Annotated in this window: 15 protein-coding genes and 1 pseudogene; 7 read left to right on the forward strand and 9 right to left on the reverse strand. The window is 42.1% G+C overall.

All coding sequences use genetic code 11. The features are described from left to right. Window positions 1-17 precede the first annotated feature (17 nt). Window positions 18-194, forward strand: a pseudogene (locus A4S05_RS38550) (IS4/IS5 family transposase); the annotation flags it as partial. 212 nt (window positions 195-406) lie between these two features. Here A4S05_RS38550 and A4S05_RS04940 read toward each other — a convergent pair. Further along, the gene (locus A4S05_RS04940; protein ID WP_069068719.1) at window positions 407-2,497 is read right to left on the reverse strand and encodes a BamA/OMP85 family outer membrane protein; all 2,091 of its coding nucleotides are present in this window, start codon (window positions 2,495-2,497) and stop codon (window positions 407-409) included. Window positions 2,498-2,636: 139 nt separating this feature from the next. On the opposite strand from A4S05_RS04940, the gene A4S05_RS04945 reads away from it, so the two are divergent. Beyond that, the gene (locus tag A4S05_RS04945) at window positions 2,637-3,995 is read left to right on the forward strand and encodes a lipid-A-disaccharide synthase-related protein (protein WP_069068720.1); all 1,359 of its coding nucleotides are present in this window, start codon (window positions 2,637-2,639) and stop codon (window positions 3,993-3,995) included. Between the two features lie 120 nt (window positions 3,996-4,115). Here A4S05_RS04945 and A4S05_RS04950 read toward each other — a convergent pair whose 3' ends face one another. Further along, window positions 4,116-4,838, reverse strand: a complete 723-nt coding sequence (locus A4S05_RS04950) for a response regulator transcription factor (protein ID WP_069068737.1) — start codon at window positions 4,836-4,838, stop codon at window positions 4,116-4,118. A 1,572-nt stretch (window positions 4,839-6,410) separates the two neighbouring features. Between A4S05_RS04950 and A4S05_RS04955 the strand changes: the two genes are divergently transcribed. Both A4S05_RS04955 and A4S05_RS04960 read left to right on the forward strand, forming a co-directional pair. Beyond that, on the forward strand, window positions 6,411-7,748 hold the full coding sequence (locus A4S05_RS04955; RefSeq protein WP_069068721.1) for an ATP-binding response regulator: 1,338 nt from the start codon (window positions 6,411-6,413) through the stop codon (window positions 7,746-7,748). Window positions 7,749-7,784: 36 nt separating this feature from the next. Continuing rightward, window positions 7,785-8,909 (forward strand): hybrid sensor histidine kinase/response regulator, encoded by a 1,125-nt coding sequence (locus tag A4S05_RS04960; protein WP_069068722.1) that lies wholly within the window; start codon window positions 7,785-7,787, stop codon window positions 8,907-8,909. Window positions 8,910-8,947: 38 nt separating this feature from the next. On the opposite strand, the gene A4S05_RS04965 is transcribed toward A4S05_RS04960, so the two are convergent. Further along, a complete protein-coding gene (locus A4S05_RS04965) occupies window positions 8,948-9,403 on the reverse strand; it encodes a response regulator (protein ID WP_069068723.1) in 456 nt (151 codons plus the stop codon). Window positions 9,404-10,086: 683 nt separating this feature from the next. Between A4S05_RS04965 and A4S05_RS04970 the strand changes: the two genes are divergently transcribed. After that, complete coding sequence (locus A4S05_RS04970) at window positions 10,087-10,809, forward strand: class I SAM-dependent methyltransferase (protein WP_069068724.1); 723 nt, start codon at window positions 10,087-10,089, stop codon at window positions 10,807-10,809. Between the two features lie 109 nt (window positions 10,810-10,918). Here A4S05_RS04970 and A4S05_RS04975 read toward each other — a convergent pair whose 3' ends face one another. From A4S05_RS04975 to A4S05_RS04985, 3 genes are all read right to left on the reverse strand, one after another. Then, the gene (locus A4S05_RS04975) at window positions 10,919-11,347 is read right to left on the reverse strand and encodes a YidH family protein (protein ID WP_069068738.1); all 429 of its coding nucleotides are present in this window, start codon (window positions 11,345-11,347) and stop codon (window positions 10,919-10,921) included. A gap of 404 nt (window positions 11,348-11,751) precedes the next feature. Then, on the reverse strand, window positions 11,752-12,408 hold the full coding sequence (locus tag A4S05_RS04980; RefSeq protein WP_069068739.1) for a hypothetical protein: 657 nt from the start codon (window positions 12,406-12,408) through the stop codon (window positions 11,752-11,754). A 78-nt stretch (window positions 12,409-12,486) separates the two neighbouring features. Next, window positions 12,487-13,197, reverse strand: coding sequence for a cadmium resistance transporter (locus A4S05_RS04985; protein WP_069068725.1), 711 nt, complete (start codon window positions 13,195-13,197; stop codon window positions 12,487-12,489). A 214-nt stretch (window positions 13,198-13,411) separates the two neighbouring features. On the opposite strand from A4S05_RS04985, the gene A4S05_RS04990 reads away from it, so the two are divergent. Continuing rightward, window positions 13,412-14,398 (forward strand): LysR substrate-binding domain-containing protein, encoded by a 987-nt coding sequence (locus A4S05_RS04990; RefSeq protein ID WP_069068726.1) that lies wholly within the window; start codon window positions 13,412-13,414, stop codon window positions 14,396-14,398. Window positions 14,399-14,624: 226 nt separating this feature from the next. On the opposite strand, the gene A4S05_RS04995 is transcribed toward A4S05_RS04990, so the two are convergent. The 3 genes from A4S05_RS04995 to A4S05_RS05005 form a co-directional block, all read right to left on the reverse strand. Beyond that, window positions 14,625-14,993, reverse strand: coding sequence for a pentapeptide repeat-containing protein (locus A4S05_RS04995; protein ID WP_069068727.1), 369 nt, complete (start codon window positions 14,991-14,993; stop codon window positions 14,625-14,627). Then, window positions 14,983-15,297, reverse strand: coding sequence for a hypothetical protein (locus A4S05_RS05000; protein ID WP_176726919.1), 315 nt, complete (start codon window positions 15,295-15,297; stop codon window positions 14,983-14,985). The genes A4S05_RS04995 and A4S05_RS05000 overlap by 11 nt, the downstream gene beginning before the upstream one ends. A 172-nt stretch (window positions 15,298-15,469) precedes the next feature. Then, a complete protein-coding gene (locus A4S05_RS05005) occupies window positions 15,470-16,258 on the reverse strand; it encodes a hypothetical protein (RefSeq protein WP_370684396.1) in 789 nt (262 codons plus the stop codon). Window positions 16,259-16,343: 85 nt separating this feature from the next. Here A4S05_RS05005 and A4S05_RS05010 point away from each other — a divergent pair, with 85 nt between their 5' ends. Continuing rightward, complete coding sequence (locus A4S05_RS05010) at window positions 16,344-19,919, forward strand: AAA-like domain-containing protein (RefSeq protein WP_069068728.1); 3,576 nt, start codon at window positions 16,344-16,346, stop codon at window positions 19,917-19,919. Window positions 19,920-19,933: the final 14 nt, after the last annotated feature.

Consider the following 19,933-nt stretch of genomic DNA (forward strand, 5'->3'; position numbering starts at 1 on the left):
GCTGTATCGAATAGTAAACATACCGTTGGTTAATCGAACGTTATCACTATACCTTGAAAAGTGGTTGCAGAATCGAAGAATTACAACTTGAAGCCGCCAGAAGACTGGAAATGGCATTAGCAACATATTCCATTGTGGCATGGCGATTGTTATGGCTCACTTACGAAGCTAGGCAAAATCCAGATATCTGTTGTGTGACTAATGGATAGTTTATAAGGGGGGACTAAGGGGGGTAATAATTCGATTAAAATCACAACATACTACTTTTCAAACAACCTCTAAGAAGCCTTCTTGACTGTTGCCTATATTGCCTATTGCCTATTGCCTATTGCCTGCCTACGCAAATTAGTTCAGAAATCAAAGCGAATTCCTATATATTTAACTTTCCGCAACGCCTGAACTCAAATTAAAATCGCTGACCAATACCTAGATGGACTTTGCTTTCACCCTGGTCATTAATGCCATAGTCAGCCCGAATTAAGCCTAGTGGTGAATCTAATCGCACTCCAGCCCCATAACCAAAACCATAACCTTGTTTATCTCGTACACCCGCAGGATCTCCCAATACAGTATCACCAGAACCTAAGTCTGAAGCGAAGTCGGCAAATAATACACCGCCGACGATTGGTAAGACGGGGAAGCGATATTCTGCGGAGGCTAACACATAACTGCGACCACTTCCAACTTCTCCAGAATCGTAGCCGCGCACTGAGTTGGAACCACCCAAGTTAAAGCTTTCGTAAGGTGGTAAATTACCAATTACGGTACCAGCTTGGACGTTCACCGCAAATACTTGTGGCTGTTTGGTGTTAAATAACTGGACTGGTAAATACTGGCTGTAATTAGCTTTGAGGCGATTTAGGGAAATATTACCTTCACCGATGGGTACAGATTGTTCTGTACTCAAACTCAAAATGGAACCTTGAGTTGGATTGAGAGGATTATTCCGTTGGTCTTTGGTGGCGGTGAAGGATACGGTAGTTAGGTCATCAACACCAGTTCCACTGGCAGAGAGGGGATTGCCTTGAGCGTCATTTGGGGTAATATTACCTTGGCGATCGCGAATACTAGTTCGGGTATAGTTTAATCCTAATGAGGTATTCCAGTCGTCAAGTGGTCGCTGTAAGCTGACACCACCACCAATTTGACCTTCTCGCACTTTGTCGCCGTTCGCTAGGGTAATCTTGTCATCAAAGGTTTCCGAAAGTTCCTGATTCCGAAAACCATTCACAGTGTAACCTAAGCGATCGGGGTTAGTTGTTCGATAGGGACTGATAAATTTGCTATTAAACTGCAAGTCTCGGCTACTGACAGCCAGATTCACACCTAAAGTGTCATTAATCCCGCCGACATTCTGATCTTGATAGCTAATTGTGCCTACTAATCCCTGATCGGCATTGTAACTACCACCCAAGTTAACACCACGCGCCCCAGTTTCTTTGAGTTGGTAAACTAAATCAAGTTTGGTCGCATCTCCTTCTAAGGCAACGTTCACACTCTCAAATAAACCAGTACGATATAGCTGCTGTATGTCTTGTTTAACGACATTTTCTTGGAAGATTTGACCAGATTTCAACTTGAGTTGCTGTTGGAGGAAATCTGGTTTGGTACGTCCTCCGACAGGATTCCCCTGGCTATCAATGGTTTTACCCTCATCGTTGATAAAGCGAAACTTGATATTACTCACTAAGCCTTCAGCAACATTTACAGTGAGAATGCCTTGGGAATTGGGTTTAATTGATAGCACCCGCGCTAAGTTATAACCATTGTCGGCATACCACTTGTTAATTTGTGCGACTGCTTGCTGGAGTCCAGCCGGACTGATGGTGGTTCCAATCTGAGATTGCAACTGTTGTTGGGCTACTTGGTAGGTGAGGACTTTCGCACCAGATAATTGCAGCGATCGCACAATCACCGGTTGCACTTCATAAACTACATTCAATCCAGCTTGTGTGCTAAAGCTATTTACACTGACATTACTAAATAAGCCTGTATCTAAAATTGCTGTTACATCTTTTTGTAGCTGGCTTTGACTAGTTTCTCCACCAGCCTGGGTTTTAATTACTTTCCGAATAATATCTTGCAATTCTTGATTGGCTCCCACTACCTGTACTTCTGTAGCTGTGACTACTAAATTGCTCTCAGTAGTAGTGGTTTTGGGGGATGAAGGGAGAGGAGGAGATGAGGGAGATGAGGGAGATGAGGAGATGAGGGGGAGTGTTACTGATGAATTACCCTTATCTGTTTTTGCTGAGTTTAAGACTACTGCACCTGTTTTTACAGGGACGGGTTTTTGGGAAAATTGTTGTGCAACTATAGTTTCTGGAGAAGCAATTGTCTCTACCCGTGCGGGAGTATCTTCAATTATTGGCACTACCAAGTTACCCGCTTTTTCAGTTGGAGTAACGGTTTTAGCAGGTGCAGCCGTTGCTTGCTGAGTCACATTGGCAGCAGCTAAAGTAGCTAAAGTAAAAATAGCAGTAGCAGAAACTCGCATAATATTTAACCTAATTAACTGGGAGTTAGTTGTAGTGAGGCTGACGAATAGGGATAATACTAACTTCCAGCTTCTTTGCCGATTTCCCTATTTATACCTCTTACCCAAACAGACAGTTAATTTTGATATTTTGTTTCTTATGAGTAATACTCGGTCATCCTTAGCTTCTAACTCTCAATCTGCAACTTCTCCTTTGCGGTTACTTGTATTAAGTAATGGTCATGGGGAAGATGTCATTGCAGTTCGGATTTTGCAAGAACTCCAGCGACAACCAAACCCACCAGAGATATTTGCTTTACCTCTGGTGGGTGAAGGACGGGCTTACCAACAGTTAGATATTCCCCTCATTGGTTCAGTCCGCACTATGCCTTCTGGTGGGTTTATTTATATGGATGGACGCCAATTAGCGCGGGATGTACGCGGTGGTTTATTGCAACTTACCCTCAGCCAGATTAAAGCTGTCCGCCGTTGGGTGAGTTCTCAAAAAAAATTAGGCAATAAAAGAGCAATTTTAGCTGTGGGAGATATTGTCCCACTGTTGTTTGCAACTTTCAGTGGCGCTAATTATGCTTTTGTGGGTACAGCGAAATCTGAATATCACGTGCGCGATGAATCTGGATTATTACCACGGAAATCCAAAGAGGCGCGTTGGGAAAACTTTTCTGGTTCAATTTACCATCCTTGGGAACGTTGGTTAATGAGTCGTCGCCGTTGTAAGGCGGTGTTCCCCAGAGATGGGCTGACGACGGAAACATTAAAACAATGGTCAATTCCAGCTTTTAATTTGGGCAATCCGATGATGGATAGTCTAGAACCGACTTTTTCACGCCAACAATTTTATAGTCAGAATAGCCAACAGCAAGAGACAGTTCGACCTTTAATGGTGACTCTGCTTCCTGGTTCCCGTCCGCCAGAGGCATACAACAACTGGGAAGTAATTATGATTGCCGTATCTGCGTTGATGGCAAGTTTCCAGGAGCGAGATTCGGTATTTTACACTTCTGGCACAATGGTATTTTTAGGTGCGATCGCACCAGGTTTAGACTCTAACATTTTATCCCAAAGTGTCCAATCCCAAGGCTGGCGACCGGAATCATCATCTCCTATCCAAATTGCTGATCCAAATATCTTGACATTTAAGCAAAGGAATGCATATCTACTGCTTACGCAACAAGCCTATAATGATTGCTTGCATTTGGGAGATATAGCGATCGCAATGGCAGGTACAGCCACAGAACAGTTTATCGGTTTAGGCAAACCTGCGATCGCAATTCCCGGTAACGGGCCTCAGTATAACCGCGCCTTTGCTGAAGCTCAAAGTCGTCTTTTAGGCTCATCTTTGATTTTAGTAGAGCAGCCAGCAGAAGTTGCCCAAATCGTACAATCTCTCTTCAAAAATCCTGATATTTTGCAAATTATTGCCGAAAATGGTCTGCGGCGCATGGGTAAACCGGGAGCCGCACTACGCATTGCAGAATGTTTACAGGAAAGATTTTGAATGGGAATTGGGAATTGGGAATTGGGCATGGGAGGCAGAGGGGAAATAAAATTCCTAACTCCTAACTCTTAACTCCTAACTCCTAACTCTATAACTCTATCACTCCTAACTCAGCACTCCTCAGGCCACCAAACCAGAACGTAAGGCCCTCACAGCAGCTTGGGTACGGTCATCAGCACACAGTTTATTTAGAATATTGCGAACATGGGTTTTTACAGTACCAACTGTAATGTAGAGTTTCTCAGCAATTTGTCCATTGCTACACCCAGCTACAATCAACTCTAGGATTTCCAATTCCCGTTGAGTCAGGGGGTATGTTTCTAAAACTTGCTCATATTCTGACGCCAGCGCCTCAATTTTTACAGTCTTTGGCTTATCAGAGCTTTGGCTTTCTCCAGGAATACCTTGGCGCATCTTCCGCAATACCACATTGGCTATTGCCGGATCAATCCAAGAGTTTCCAGCGTAAGTTGCTTGGATTGCCTCCGTTAATTTACTGATGCTTGTTTCTTTCATGTAATAAGAATCAGCACCCGCCGCAAAAGCTGCAAGTACAGCATCTTCTGTATGATCCATTGTTAGGATCAGAATCTTCGTTGTTGTTTGCCCAGTTTCAGCTTGGTGACGTTTGAATTTTCGGGTGAGTTCGATGCCATCCATATCAGGCAAGCCGATATCTACCACAGCTACATCTGGCTTTGCCGTTTCTAAAAGTTTTAATCCTTGGGTAGCATTTGCTGCTTCGCCAATTACTTTCAATGCACTGTGAGACTGTAATGCCGCTCGTAGCCCCATTCGCGTTAAGTCATGATCTTCAATTAAAATAATACTAATTTCATTCATCGCTACATTCACTCTTACGCTGTTTGCATCTTTCAAAGTATTACCTTTTGTGAGCACTATCTCTTAATTTTCCCAAACTAAAGATAGATGATATTTCAACCAGTCTGCATCCACCGATAGAAATAATAAATAACTGATTTTTTTATATTTCGATAGAGGACAAATCTAGCTGGAGATATATGGATAGTTGCACAAAAAGTATGAAATATTGAGACGAACGCCAAATTGCTCTCTCTTGCTTACAATTCAGCTTTGAGTTGCCATGTTCCATTTGTTAATTACTATTATTTTGTATGAAGCTTTGAAAAAAGCTTACGAAAATGGACAAATTACAAAGGTCGAATTTGCTTTACGAGAAAGTAGAAGGATGGTTTGGAGCGATTTTTAATCAGGAGAGGCAGAGGGCAGGAGACAGGAGGAAATACTGAATCAAACTTTGTCGCGAGCTTGTTAGTCTGATTTTTCACGGGATATGGAACACCTGTCTCCAAACCTCTCCCCTAAAAGGAGCTACGGTCGATGTACACACATCTTGGTAATGAAGCCCAAATCCTGAATTTAACCCTCTTAGTCCCCCCTTGCCAAGGGGGGAAATATCCGGTTTTGTCCCTTGCTAAGAGTGGAAATATCCGGTTCTCCCCCTTGCCAAGGGGGAGTTAGAGGGGGTGAGAAAGACTTGTGTATACACCGTAGCCTAAAAGGAGAGAGGCTTTAAAATTCTCGCCCAATTTTTGTAGGGAAGCTTGCTCAGGGATTAGGTCTTTTGTTGATTTTTCCACATAACGTCAAAAGTCAGGCTTGATGGTGGACAATCTCAAAAGGAATTCCAGCACAACTAGGAAGAGTAATCAGGCGTGCGTCAACCTCGTAGATGTTTGGAAGCAGGTGTTATTTTTACTAAAATTTACGGTCAGTCTTGGTATTTTTCCAAACACCGAAAGTCTGCGATCGCCAAAAAAATACTAACACAGGTCTAGCGATGTTAAGAAAATTGTCAAAGTTATTAGGAGGTAGGATTACTTAAGATTCACAAATAGATATAGGCAGTACTTTCTTATTTACCTAATCTAATCAATCTAATGGGTAAAACTGTTCAAGCTTATGGTACACGATAATTCTATGCAACTCTCACCAATGGCTGACGACGGTCGCTTGTTCACTCATTTACAATTGTTTTAAGCTTGGTAAAGTATTTTATTTTACTTTATATCAGCTCTGTCTGCTGTTTTCAGATCAATAGTTTTCAGTTTGTTAATTGCTAATTTTTTGAGAACAATTGGTCATTTGCTAGGTGTTTAATTCCCGGACTCTGGTAAATTAATCAGATTGAGGATACAACAGACTAAATTTAACCCAAGGAAATGCCCGAAGTGGATATATCTGAAGCCTTTGACCTTTCATACCTTTGTTGAGATGATGGCAATGCTCAACAAATACTGGACATTATCCAAAATGTCTTAGTCAATCAAGTTACAGATTTTAGATGTCCGAAATCTTATATTCTTTAGTTGGATAATCTGAAAAGAGAAATGTTATACATCAACCTATGTTTGGCGGCGAAAATAAAAACCGATGGAAGAGACGCTGAAAATTTTGGTTGTAGACGATGACGAAGTAGACCGGATGAGAGTTCGTTGTGCCCTGACTAAAGCAGGTGTTCAGATGGAACTGTCTGAAGTAGGCGATGGTAATGATGCGTTCTCCGCTTTAAGCACTACTGCCTATGATTGTGTTTTTCTCGGCTATCGTTTACCAGACCAGGATGGACTAACCTTGATCCAACAGCTACGTTCTTCGGAAATTCAAGTTCCTTTAGTAGTCTTAACTGGTCAAGGAGATGAACAAATTGCTGTTCAATTAATCGAAGCTGGTGCTACAGACTATCTCTCTAAGTCTAGGATATCTCCAGAAGCCTTGGCACAGGTTTTGCGGAGTGCGATTCGGATTTATCGGGCTGAAATGGAGGCAGCTTTGGCAAACCAGCAACTCAGAGAAAGTCATGAACAACTCACTCGTAAGAATCAAGAGTTGGAGAGACAAAAGCAACAGATTCAAATGCAAAACTTCAAGCTATCGGAGGCATCACTGCTAAAATCACATTTTTTAGCAACTATGTCCCACGAACTCAGAACGCCAATGAATGCAATTATTGGTTTTTCGCAAATACTGTTGCGTCCTAAGTTTGGTCAACTAACGCACCAGCAAGCAGATATGATTGAACGCATTTTGAATAATGGCAAACATTTGCTGATGTTACTCAATGAAGTTCTCGACTTTTCTAAACTGGAGGTAGGACAATTAGATTTAAAGGCGGAAATATTTGATATATCAAAGGTAATAAATCTCGCTGTGGGTGAAATGCGTTCCCTATCTGATGCCAAAAATCTCTCATTGTTGGTTCAAATAGATTCGCAAAATCCTTTGGTATTTAATGATCCAGTCCGTGTCAAACAGATTTTAATTAACCTGCTCTCCAACGCCATTAAATTCACGGATTCTGGTGAGATTTGGATTGAGGTTCAAGAACTGCCTGCAAATCGAGTATCAATTATTGTTCGAGATACAGGTATTGGCATAGCACCTAGGGATTTTAAACGTATTTTTGAAGCATTTCGGCAAGTCGATCAAACTATCACTCGCAAATATCCAGGCACAGGTCTGGGTTTAGCAATTGTAGATTCCCTGGTGCGAATGATGGGTGGCAAAATCTTTCTTGAGAGCAAGTTGGGTATCGGCTCAATGTTTAAAATTGAATTGCCACGTCAAATCACATTGCCGACTGTAGGAGCCGATGCTCTAGCTTCACAAGAATTAGATGGCGATGGGGTTTTTTGCTCTGCTAAAAATCCGCATCAATCATCTTCTCAATCTAGGAAAGCACCAATAGGATATCCTAAATTTAAACTATAAATTACTTACCAAAAAACTGATAAAAATAGATAAATCATGTCTGTAGTTGAAAATAATAAAATTTATCGTATCCTCGCAGTTGACGACACTCGAGATAATCTTATTTTGGTTCAAACAATTTTAGAAAGTGAGGGATATGAAATTGATTTGGCTTCAGATGGAATAAAGGCTTTGCGGCAAATTGACCAATCTCCACCCGATCTGATTCTGTTAGATGTAATGATGCCGGGGATGGATGGTTATGAAGTCACTCGTCGAATTCGGAAGAACCCTGCAATCTCTTACATTCCAATTCTGTTAATTACTGCTTTTCATGAATCCAGCGTTGTTGAAGGTTTGGATGCTGGTGCTGACGATTTTATTCGTAAACCATTTGATACTGATGAACTACTGGCAAGAGTGCGATCGCTATTGCGTCTCAAGCAAAGTCTAGACGAACAACAAAAAATGGCCCGCCAACGGGAAGACTTTGTTTCCCGTCTGACTCATGATTTGCGAACTCCTTTAGTAGCCGCCGATCGGATGTTGAGTTTGTTTGAAATGGAAACATTCTGCAAAATTTCGCCGGAAATGAAACAGGCGATCGCAGTTATGATTCGCAGCAACCAAAATTTAATGGAAATGGTGAACACCCTGTTAGAAGTCTATCGCTTTGAGGCAGGTAAAAAAACGTTGAATTGGGAGGTCTGCGATTTACGTGAGATATCTCAAGAAGTAGTGAGCGAGCTACTTCCTTTAACTAATGAAAAAGGTTTGACTCTGAAAATAGACACCAGTAAATTAGATCCACTCGGTAAAAAAGCTGGTATTATTATGGGCGATCGCTTGGAACTACGGCGAGTGCTAAACAACTTGATCGCAAATGCTATCAAATTTACAGATACAGGAGGCATAACAATCCGTATTTTTGAAACATCACCTCATCCAGGAAATTCAGATTCAGTGACAATTGAGATACAAGATACAGGATATGGAATTGCGCCTGAAGATCAAGCAACAATTTTCGAGCGATTTCGCCAAGGCAGAAATAAACGCTCAGGTAGTGGCTTAGGACTACATCTATCCCACCGGATTGTAGAGGGGCACGCAGGAACTATCCAGGTTACTTCTGAATTGGGTAAAGGTAGTTTATTTACTTTGCAACTACCCAAGAACACTTAAGTTCTTGTCCTTCACCGTTATATCTCTTTGCTGGACTGCTAATCCTGACAAAGCTCAAAAGCGGAGTGAACACCCAATCTTTTCCCAAGTCCGCGGCTAATTGTAGCCTCTAAGTCCTCGATCATATAGGGTTTGCTGATGTAATCATTAAACCCCGCTTTCAGGATACGTTCTTTATCCTCCCTGCTAGCTAAAGCTGTGACTGCTACCACTGGAATTGTGCAAGTTAGGGGTTCTTGCTTCAGATGACGTATAACATCGATACCGCTAAGTCCTGGTAACAAAATATCCAACAAAATTAAGTCTGGTTGATACTCTTTAGCTACCAGAACTGTTGCAGAACAATCTGTTTGACAAATAAATCTACAACCCATTGACTCAAGGGCATAACTAATTAGGAGGAGACTATCATCATGGTCTTCCACTGCCAAAATCAAAGGCTGGTGAGAGTTTTGCTTCTTTTCATCACTCATGAATGAATTTGCCAAATACATCTCTTCTCCAGAAGATTTTATTAGGATTTATCGTCATTATTGGGAGATAAAGACGATGCTTCCTGCGAACAAAAGAATAGTGTTCAGTCGGGATTGGTGTGTGTTTTGCTTTTGCCTAGTTAATATATTCTTACCGAAACAAAGGTTGCTGAGGTAAGACAACCTCAAGCTGAGAGGTTTAGCAGATACTTTTCGATTATACGCAAAATTACAGAATATTTTCTGAATGAGTTCATCACAAGTTTATATAGAAATATCAGAAAATTATTTATAACAGTATCGCTTGACTTATGTGTGCTTTTAGATTTTAAAGATCCTGAATAAATAAGTAATCTCAGCTATTAACTGTTAAATTCCCTACTCTAATTTGCGTACTGGATATAATTTCAACATCATCTTGATTTGTTCTACAGAAGCAATTGCAATTGCTTGCATAGGTTTTTACAAGTAAGCAAATCAACAGATTAATTTTGATAGGTTTCTGAGAGGAATTAGCTAATTATTAGATACTGCTTTCTTGTTGACAATCATTAGTTATCCAATACTGCCTACTACTTTATCATAATGCAATGTCTACGATGGGCTATGCCTATGGAGAAATTTATTGCTAGATTATTGATATTTATTTAGCGATCGCAAAGCGAATTTGACTACAATCCTTAGAAAGAGTAGCAAAAACCTAAATGTCTAAAAAGTCCGATTCTCAGTTCCAAAATCTCTTTAGTTCACCCAAATCAACCCAGTGGGACGAAAGATTAGCCCAAATAGCCTATCGCTTTAACCGAGAGTATCAAGGTGAAACATTTGAACTCCCAACAGAAGTCCAGGCGATGCCGATATTCCGCGAGTGGATGGCTGGGAGTTTTTCAGGGAGAATTGCTTCCCCTTTCTGGGAAATTGCTAAACCTCAAAAAAACCAGCACTGTATAGATATTGGCTGTGGTATAAGCTTCTTAATTTATCCTTGGCGGGATTGGCAAGCGTTGTTTTATGGGCAAGAAATCAGTAATATAGCACGCGATACCCTTAATTCCCGTGGGCCGCAGTTGAATTCTAAGCTGTTCAAAGGTGTTGAGTTGGGGGCAGCCCATCAGCTAAACTATCCATCAGAGCAATTTGACTTAGCGATCGCCACCGGATTCAGCTGCTATTTTCCCCTCGAATACTGGAATGCTGTATTGGCAGAAGTCAAGCGGGTGTTAAAACCAGGTGGACATTTTGTCTTCGACATCCTCAATCCAGAACAACCTTTAGCAGAAGATTGGGCAGTTCTGGAAACCTATTTAGGGGCCGAGGTGTTTTTAGAGCCTTTGGCTAAGTGGGAAAAAACGATTAAAGCGGCTGGTGCTAAAGTAGTCGCGCAAAAATCAGGGGAATTATTCGAGTTGTATAAAATCCGATTCTGAACTACCTACAGTGACGCTTCGCTTACACAGTAGGCTTCTTGTCCAACAGAAAGCGTAATAGGCGTAGCCCATTCTGAATTCTGAGTTCTGAATTCTGAATTCTGCTGTATTACTCAGGGATAAGTGGACTCATTGGATCTAAAGAAGTTGTAAAAACAAAATAAATTACCCCAGCGCCAAGAATCATCACAGCCAGACTGAACAACAACACCCAGCGGTCTGTTGGTTCATAAGTATCTTCTTCGATATGACGACGAACAGCAAAATAGTGCGACGTTGAGAGCCACACTGTCATTAAACCCACCAGGGAGAAGACTAAACCTAATTTCCAGCCGTTGCCAGGACGGGGTACTAAAGGTACATGGAAGGCACGCAGACGCACAATGACGACACCAAAACCTAAAAGAGCAATTCCTGTCCGCATCCAAGCGAGATAGGTACGCTCATTTGCTAAGTGATCTCGGATTCGGGACGGATTTAGTCGTCCTGCCTTTTTTTTCTCTTTATCTTCTTCTGTAGGTTTCAATTTTAACTGCATCAATAACACCCTTATCCCCAAAGCGGCTCTGATCAAAAAAATGCGAAGGTAGTAGGAAATCTCTTTCCAGATGACTTGTACCCAGCCCAATAATTGCCCTAATGAAATATATTTATTATGATTGTACATTTTTGTCAAAATTTATTTTAATGCAGATATCTAAATAAAACAAGCCTGACCGAATAATTTGTAATTCGTAATGGGCTAACGCCCCGCTCCGCTAACGTAATTCGTAATTGATGGTATAGAGCAACTGCAATTAATATAGGGGTCATAAAAAAACAGCCGAGATCAAAGAGATTTTTCACCAGTACTTTTCCTGCTTTTGTCTCTGATTTTGGCTGTTACCCTATTTAAATTTAGAACAATCATTCAAAAATAGAATATGCAGTTCTATTTCAAGACTAATTGCTAGGTGCATTAGGAACTCGTGTATTTATGATATCTTGCGATATATCTGGGATAAACCAGTTAGCTTCTTTGCTGTTCAGAACTTTCACAGTCGGAACATTCAATTCAATCGCAGCTGTATCTGGATTCGTCTTAATCACTAACTGAGTTCCATCAAGTATCTTGAGAGCAGCCGCTCCTGTCAATTCTTGACCTTGCCCATTCGGACTAGAAGTAAAATTTGCTACCTTGACATCATTTGGTAGATAAATGCCATCACAATCCCAGTTATTCTTAGTGGACTGACCATCAGCTAGAAAATACAGACCATTGTCGTATACAGCATCTTCATCGTCTTCATTATTTGGTCTTTTGCCATATACTGCTATGGTATTACCTGTTTGGTTGTTGCATTGACCCCAGTTAATTCCCGTCTCTAAAGCATATTTTTGCAGAGTTAATTCCTCAGTTCTCTTTTGAATTTCTTCTGGTGTCAGACCTTCAACTTGAGTTTGGGCATCTTTTGTCTGAGTCAGTTTATTAAGTGCTTTAGTGACTTCGATGTAATCAGGGTTTTTGCTAAATTTTGGTTTATCAGCAAAAGAAGGTTGAGCAAATGCGAAATTGGCGACAATCATTAAGACAATGAGCAGAGATTTCCAGATTTTCATGTTTTGATTCCTGTTGATAGATAAGATATTTTGCAGTTGGAAATTCATTTTGGTGAGTAAGTTCATGATGCCCCTTTTTTAGACAGTTAATTTTTCTTGTTCTTGACTAGGCTGCTGAGTATTGGAACCTAAAATCAATGAGAATATATAACTAGAAACTACAGATAAAAGAGTCCAAGTAACATTTTCTGTGACTATAAACACGCCCAAACCAATCAAGATACAAGGCACAAAAGTGTTGCCGTTTTCAGTTAAAAAGTTTGCGATCGTAGGCAAGTAGGTTAATTTATAAGCGGTATAACACCATACGCCAACTAGCGTAAAAAATACACTTAGTATCACTAACAGACTATCTAATTCCGAGTTGGCAAACAGAGGCACATACACGCTGATGTTATCACTACCATTGGCAAAGGCGATCGCAGCGACATTGCAAGTTTGTGGAGAGATAAAACTGGCAAGTACAGAGGGACAAGATGGCTCAGTTTCTGCTTCGGCTTCCTCTAGTGAATCCTCTTCGCGTTTTAGTAAACTACTGACACCAATGATTATTGGCATTAAACCAAGTAGTCTAATCCAGTCCTGGGGTATGATGAGTCCACCGAAAAAACCGGGAAGGCTAGCAATGATCAATGCAGCAAAACCGAGATACTGACCAGCAAGGATGTGACGACTGCGAAACGTTTTACTTATTTGTGAAAAAAGCAACGTCAAAATGACAATATCATCGATGTTGGTGGCAGTGAATGCCGTGATCCCTGTGGTAATTGCAGTTACTAAACCACTCATTTGTGGAAATCCTTATTTTGATGCTTGGTAATTGAGCGTGGGGCATTGGTCACTTACAAAGGACAAATGACTAATGACCAATGACCAATGACTAAGTAGAAAGCCTTGATTTATACTTTAGTCAAACTAACCGATAGAATCAAATGCTTTTATTTGTCAAAATGATAAATGAAAGTGATTAAAATTTTGACACCAAGTTTTAGGGATACCATAAATGGCAGGAATGACGCTTGAGCAGCTAAAAATCTTTCTAGCTGTGGCGCACAATTTACACTTTACTCGCGCAGCAGAGGAGCTTTATATTACACAACCTGCCGTCAGTGCAGCAATCCACAACTTAGAGCAAGAATACGGAGTGAAACTGTTTCATCGGATTGGTCGCCATATCGAGATTGCTGAAGCGGGTAAATTACTGCAAGTGGAAGCGCAGAAAATTCTTGATCAAGTTTCCTTAACTGAAAGGGGATTGCGAGAATTGAACAATCTGCAACGGGGTGAATTGAAATTAGGGTCAAGCCTGACAATTGGTAACTACTGGCTACCAAGTAAGATTAGTGAGTTTAAGAGTCAATATCCTGGTATTCAGATTGACTGTACCCTTGCCAATGCAGAAACGATTTGTGTGGGTACAGCGATGGGACAGTTTGATTTAGGTTTGGTGGAGGGAGATGTAAAGCCAGCGCTTCAGAATACTCTAGACTACGAAATAGTGGGAAGCGATCGCTTGCAAATTGTGGTCGGTCAAAACCACCCTTGGTTTGAGTGGGGAGAAGTTGATTTAAGCCAACTAACTCAGACTCCCTGGGTGATGCGGGTGCGGGAATCTGGAACCCAGCAAAGATTTGAGGAAGCGTTGCAAAATTGGGGAATCAATCTCAGTGAACTGAATGTAATTTTAGTGTTCACTAGTGGTGAGATGGCAAAAGCAGCGATTGAAAATGGCGTAGGTGCAACTGGAATTTCTGAGTTGATGGTAAAAAAAGAAATCCAGCTAGGGACTCTGCGAGCAATTCGAGTTATTGATAATAGAGAAAGCAACGGTGCGATGCCTAAGTTGGGCTACACCTACGCAGAAATAGTTAGACCTTTTTTCAAACTCAAGCATCGTCAGCGTTTTCAAACTGCTCTTTCCAAAGTCTTTGAACAAATGTTGGTATCGTCTATGTTAGATAGCTCAGATAAACATATATCAATTATTTAAAGGGGATTGTGAATTTGGGACTAATCCGAATGGCACTAAGTTAAGATAAAGCCCTTTTCCTGACTGGTTCCCAGCCTAGAGGCTGGGAACCCATTCTGGGAGGCTCCGCCTCCAGCGGCTTAACCAGAGGCAGAGCCTCGCGGAATTCGTTCCCAGCCTGGAGGCTGGGAACAAGATGAAACTTTTCCCCATTCCCCATTCCCCATTCCCCATTCCCCAGTCCCCTTCACACCTTCCGCATATTTCTACTAATGGGGTCAAAACCTCTAGAAAACCGCGTACTTTCATCGTAGTAAGCGCCAGTTAGATTCGCTCCATACAACTTGGCATAGTTGAGTTTTGCTCCCCGGAGATTTGCTTCATTCAGTTTGACACCGCTCAAATTAGCTCTGGTCAAATTTGCTTTGGCTAAATTAGTTCCACTCAAATCTGCTCCCCAGAGTTTAGCTTTAGCTAGGTTAGCTCCACTCAAATCTGCTCCCCATAAATTAATTCCAGGCAAATAGGCTCCAATCAGCTTGTTACTACTCAAGTTGACAGCTGGAAAATATCTTTCCCCTGCGGCAAAACGCCTTTTTAATTCTTCAGCATTCATGCGTCGCGTTCACCTTCTTTAGCAATACAGAAGTTATTTGTTCCCATTCCTGGCTTAGTTCCCCTGGAAATTCTGGCTGACCACTGCGTAGATACCAGAAATGGGCATTGTTGAAATCGCCCTCTTTGCGGTGCAGGTAAGCATGAACCCAGGCACTATCGGCATCGCTGGCATTTGCAACTATTTCATGAGCTTTACTCCAATCACCTTTCTTGTCATACCACATTGCTTGCAGCCCTTTTGGCAATGTCTGAGGACATGGGCGCTGCTTTTCGATCAATCGCAGGAATTCCTCTGTATTCACGATCGCCACCCAACAAGAATCAAACTTCTATCTCTAAGATACTCCTCAGTTTTAGGGGAATGGGGAATGGGGAATGGGGAAAAGTTTTCTTACTTAATACCCAATACCCAATACCCAATACCCAATACCCAATACCCAATACCCAGTCCCCAAGTCTCAATACCTTTCACATCTACTTAACTGGGATCATTTCAAACTCGAAAGTGCTGATCAAACGGTCATCAATATAGACTTCTATTCTATGCTTACCAACTGGATCGCCAGGAGTAATCGTCCAAAAATTCTCAATCACACCCTCTGGAGCCGATTGTGTGCGCCGCGTCACAGATGTCTTTCCGTCTGCTGACATTGAGAAATCTTCACCACTATCTGTACCCCAAGTTTCTGGAGGTTTTGGTAAACGCAAGACTTCGCGCCATTTCACTTCACCTTGGTAGTCTTTGAGTTTAATCCGCCATCCATAGGCATTTCCTTCCTGAAGTGGCACTCTTTTTGTCTGGAAAATGGTAACGTTTCCTTTAGAGTCAACTCTCTTCAGCCCAAACTCGGTGTTACTGACAGTAATCTGTTTAGCATTCGTTGGTGTCGGAGACGATATAGCATTTTGTACCAAAACAGCAGCAGCGTTGATTGGCTCAGAACTTATGACTCCAGATATTAGCCAAAAAGAAGCTAGCACAGCAGTAGTAGTCCAAATTCTCATTAGTATGGTTTTCCTGTCAGACTTTTGGTACTTATTCAAGTAATCTGCCATGTTTTCCGGGTCAAGGTTAGCTATGGTTAGACAAAAACAGAATTTGACTGATTCAACCAACTCACTGACTTTGAGCAAAGGCAAATCATTGCGCCGTCGTTTCTCTATCTGCGTAGGCGTAGCCCAATCTAGGCATCGCATCACCAATATACCCATTAGTCTCCATTTTTCTCTACAAGACCCTTTGCGAAGGAGACGGTGTGCCATAGATATAGTATTCTGAATCCTGACTCCTGAATTCTGACTCCTGACTCCTGAATTCTGACTCCTCCTTTCCCAATCACAATTTTGCATGAGATACCAAGTTGGCGGTAGCCTCCACAGTGATGATCCCACTTATGTTGTACGTCAGGCAGACGAAAAACTTTATACCAGTCTCAAAGGTGGTGATTTTTGCTATGTTTTCAACTCTCGCCAAATGGGTAAATCATCTCTACTACAGCGAATAAGTCGTCGTCTCAAGTCAGAAGGCTATAAATGTTTTTACTTAGACGTAACTCAATTGGGTAGTGAGGATACGACATCAGCACAATGGTATAAAGGAATCATTGTCAGCATGTTCTACGGGTTAAATCTGGTGGAACACGTTAACTTTAAGCAATGGTGGGATATGCAAGCAGGTCTTTCTCCTGTACAAAAGCTACACCAGTTTGTTGAAGAAATTTTGCTGCCAAATGTCAAGAGCGATTGTGAAGGAGATGGCAAAGCCAAAGGCATTTTCATCTTCATTGATGAGATTGATAGTTTACTGAGTTTAAATTTTCCGGTCAATGACTTTTTTGCCTGGATTCGTCATTGCTACAATCAGCAGGCACACGATCCGAATTTTCGACGCCTGGGCTTTGCATTGTTTGGAGTAGCCAGTCCATCTGATTTAATTGCTGACAAACGCCGGACACCTTTTAATATTGGAACAGCTATAGAGTTATACGGCTTTCGATTGCATGAAGCTAACCCATTGCTAGATGGGTTAAAGGGAGCAATCAGCCAACCAGAAATAGTGCTGCAAGAGGTAATCTACTGGACAGGGGGACAACCGTTTCTAACTCAAAAACTTTGTCAATTAATTCTTCAAGCTGCCTTAAAGACATCAGATCGAAAAATTATCCTATCCCCGAAAACTGAGGCGTATTGGGTAGAAGAATTGGTGCGATCGCAAATTATCCAACACTGGGAATCACAAGATGAACCCGAACACCTTCGTACTATTCGCGATCGCCTACTTTTCAACCAACAACAAGCAGGACGCTTGTTAGGTCTTTATCAGCAGGTATTGCAAGCGGAGGGAATAGAGGACGTAAAGAATGAAGACACTAGCGACTCTTGGCATCCTCTATTTCCAGTATCTCCCGTGCCTACAGATGATAGTCGAGAACAGACAGAGCTTTTACTATCGGGATTAGTCGAAAGGTACAACGGCTATCTCAGAATTAAAAATCCGATCTACCGCAGTATTTTCAATGCTGAATGGGTGTTAAAGCAGTTAGACAATCTGCGCCCTTATTCACAGCCATTCAATGCTTGGGTAGCATCAGACTTTCAAGATGAGTCGCGCCTGTTGCGGGGGAATGCCTTACAAGAAGTATTGGACTGGACTCAGCGAAAAAGTCTCAGCGATTTGGACTATCGATTTTTAGCAGCTAGCCAAGAATTGGAACGTCGGGAAGTCCAGCAAAAACTGGAAGTAGAACAGCTCAAAGAAACTGAAGCGCGATTGGCAAGTGAACAAAAGAACGCCCACCTTCAGCAACGACTACTGTTAGGGGTAAGTGTGGCTTTAGTAGCGGCGATTGTCTTGGGAATCATAACACTCTATGCCAATCGACAGGCATCGCTGAGTGAGGTAAGAGCGATCGCAGCTGCTTCCAATGGTAGTTTTAATTCCAATCAACGCTTAGATGCACTGGTACAAGCAATCCAAGCCAGACGGAAATTTCAACGGCTCGATCTACAAAATTTGGCAGATGCACATACGCTGGATCTCCAAACCCGCAAAATATTAGAACAAGCTGTCTACGGTGCTGATGAATTCAATCACCTTTCAGGGCATCAAGGGATTGTCTTAGGTGTTGACTTCAGCCCCGATGGCCAGTGGATTGTCTCATCTAGCATTGATCGCACAGTCAAGCTGTGGAAGCGGGATGGAACACTGGTCAAAACCCTACCACATACCGCAACCATAAACAGCGTTCGCTTCAGCCCGGATAGCCGCCAGATAGTCGCTGCTGGCATTGATGGCACCATCCGTCTTTGGACGATCGATGGTAAATTGTTAACCATCCTCAAAGGGCATAAATCTGCGGTGTGGCGAGTCGCCTTTAGCCCAGATGGAAAAACAATCGCTTCTGCCAGTGGCGATTTTAGCGTTAAGCTTTGGCAACTAGATGGCACTTTAATCAGAACTCTTAAACATGAGCGTAGTATATGGGGAATTGCCTTCAGCCCCGATGGTCAAATCATCGCTTCTAGCATGGTAGGCGGCACTAATAAGCTTTGGCGATTGGATGGAACGCTAATCAAAACATTCACAGCCGGAAAGGCAACTATTTGGAGTGTTGCTTTTAGCCCAGATGGACAAACTTTCGTCTCTGGCGGTGCAGATAAGATGGTGCGACTGTGGAATCGAGAAGGGACTCTACTGAGAAGTTTTAAAGGGCACACCGCTGAAGTATTTGGTGTAGCCTTTAGCTCTGATGGGCAGACTATTGCCTCTGGTGGTTCTGATAAAACCGTTAGATTGTGGAATCGAGATGGTACTTTATTAAGAACTTTGCAGGGGCATACCTCAAATATTCAAACCATCGCCTTCAGTCCTGATGGAGAAACCCTCGCCTCTGCTGGCCACGACAACACCATCAAACTCTGGAGAGTCAACTCACCCTTAGTAAAGCTACTCAATGGCCATCAAGAAATGGTCTGGAAGGTGGCATTTAGCCCTGATGGGCAACGTCTAGCTTCCGTTGCTGGCAAAGAAATCAAACTTTGGAAACGCGATGGTTCTCTAGCCAGAACTATTGTTGAAGAAGATTCTCGAATGCTGAGTCTCGATTTTAGCCCCGATGGTCAAACTTTAGCGATCGTTGGTTCTAAAGGTGTTGTGAGACTATGGCAACTAGACCGCAATCAGCGAACCATTCTGGAAGGCCCAGGTATCGGTCTTTTGGGTGTTAGCTACAGTCCTGATGGCAATCGGCTGGTGACTGTGGGTTTTGATTACAAGCTGAGACTCTGGCAACGCGATGCTAATGGACAGTTCCAACTCCAGCAAATTATCCAAGCGCATACAGGGCGAATTTGGGACATTGTTTATAGTCCAGATGGGCAATTTATCGCCTCTGCCAGTGCTGATGGTAGCATCAAACTTTGGACTTCAGAAAATAGCGAACGCCTGTTGGAGAAACCAGATCGAATCTTAGAAGGGCATAATAGTGAAGTTTTTGGAGTTGCCATTAGCCCGAATAGTCAATTTATTGCCTCCACTGGCGGAGATGGTCGTCTCCGACTTTGGAAACGTGATGGTACTCTAGTGAGAATCTTAGATGGTAAAAGTATTGGTTTAACGAGGGTAGCATTCAGTCCAGATGGTCAAATGCTGGCAGCAGCAGGTTTTGACAATACGATCAAAGTCTGGAAGACCGATGGCACTTTGCTCGTCACCCTAAATGGACATACTTCAAATGTGAGCAGTGTTGCCTTTAGCCCCGATGGCAAAACCCTCGCCTCTGGGGGAGATGACCAACTTGTGATTATGTGGGATATAGAAAAAATTCTCCATCTCAACCTGCTGAAATATAGCTGTGATTGGGTGCGGGATTATTTAAAGACTAATGTAACAGTGGAAAATAGCGATCGCTCTATTTGCAATTAGTGACTAAACTTACA

Source organism: Nostoc sp. KVJ20, assembly GCF_001712795.1.
Taxonomy (GTDB): Bacteria; Cyanobacteriota; Cyanobacteriia; order Cyanobacteriales; family Nostocaceae; genus Nostoc.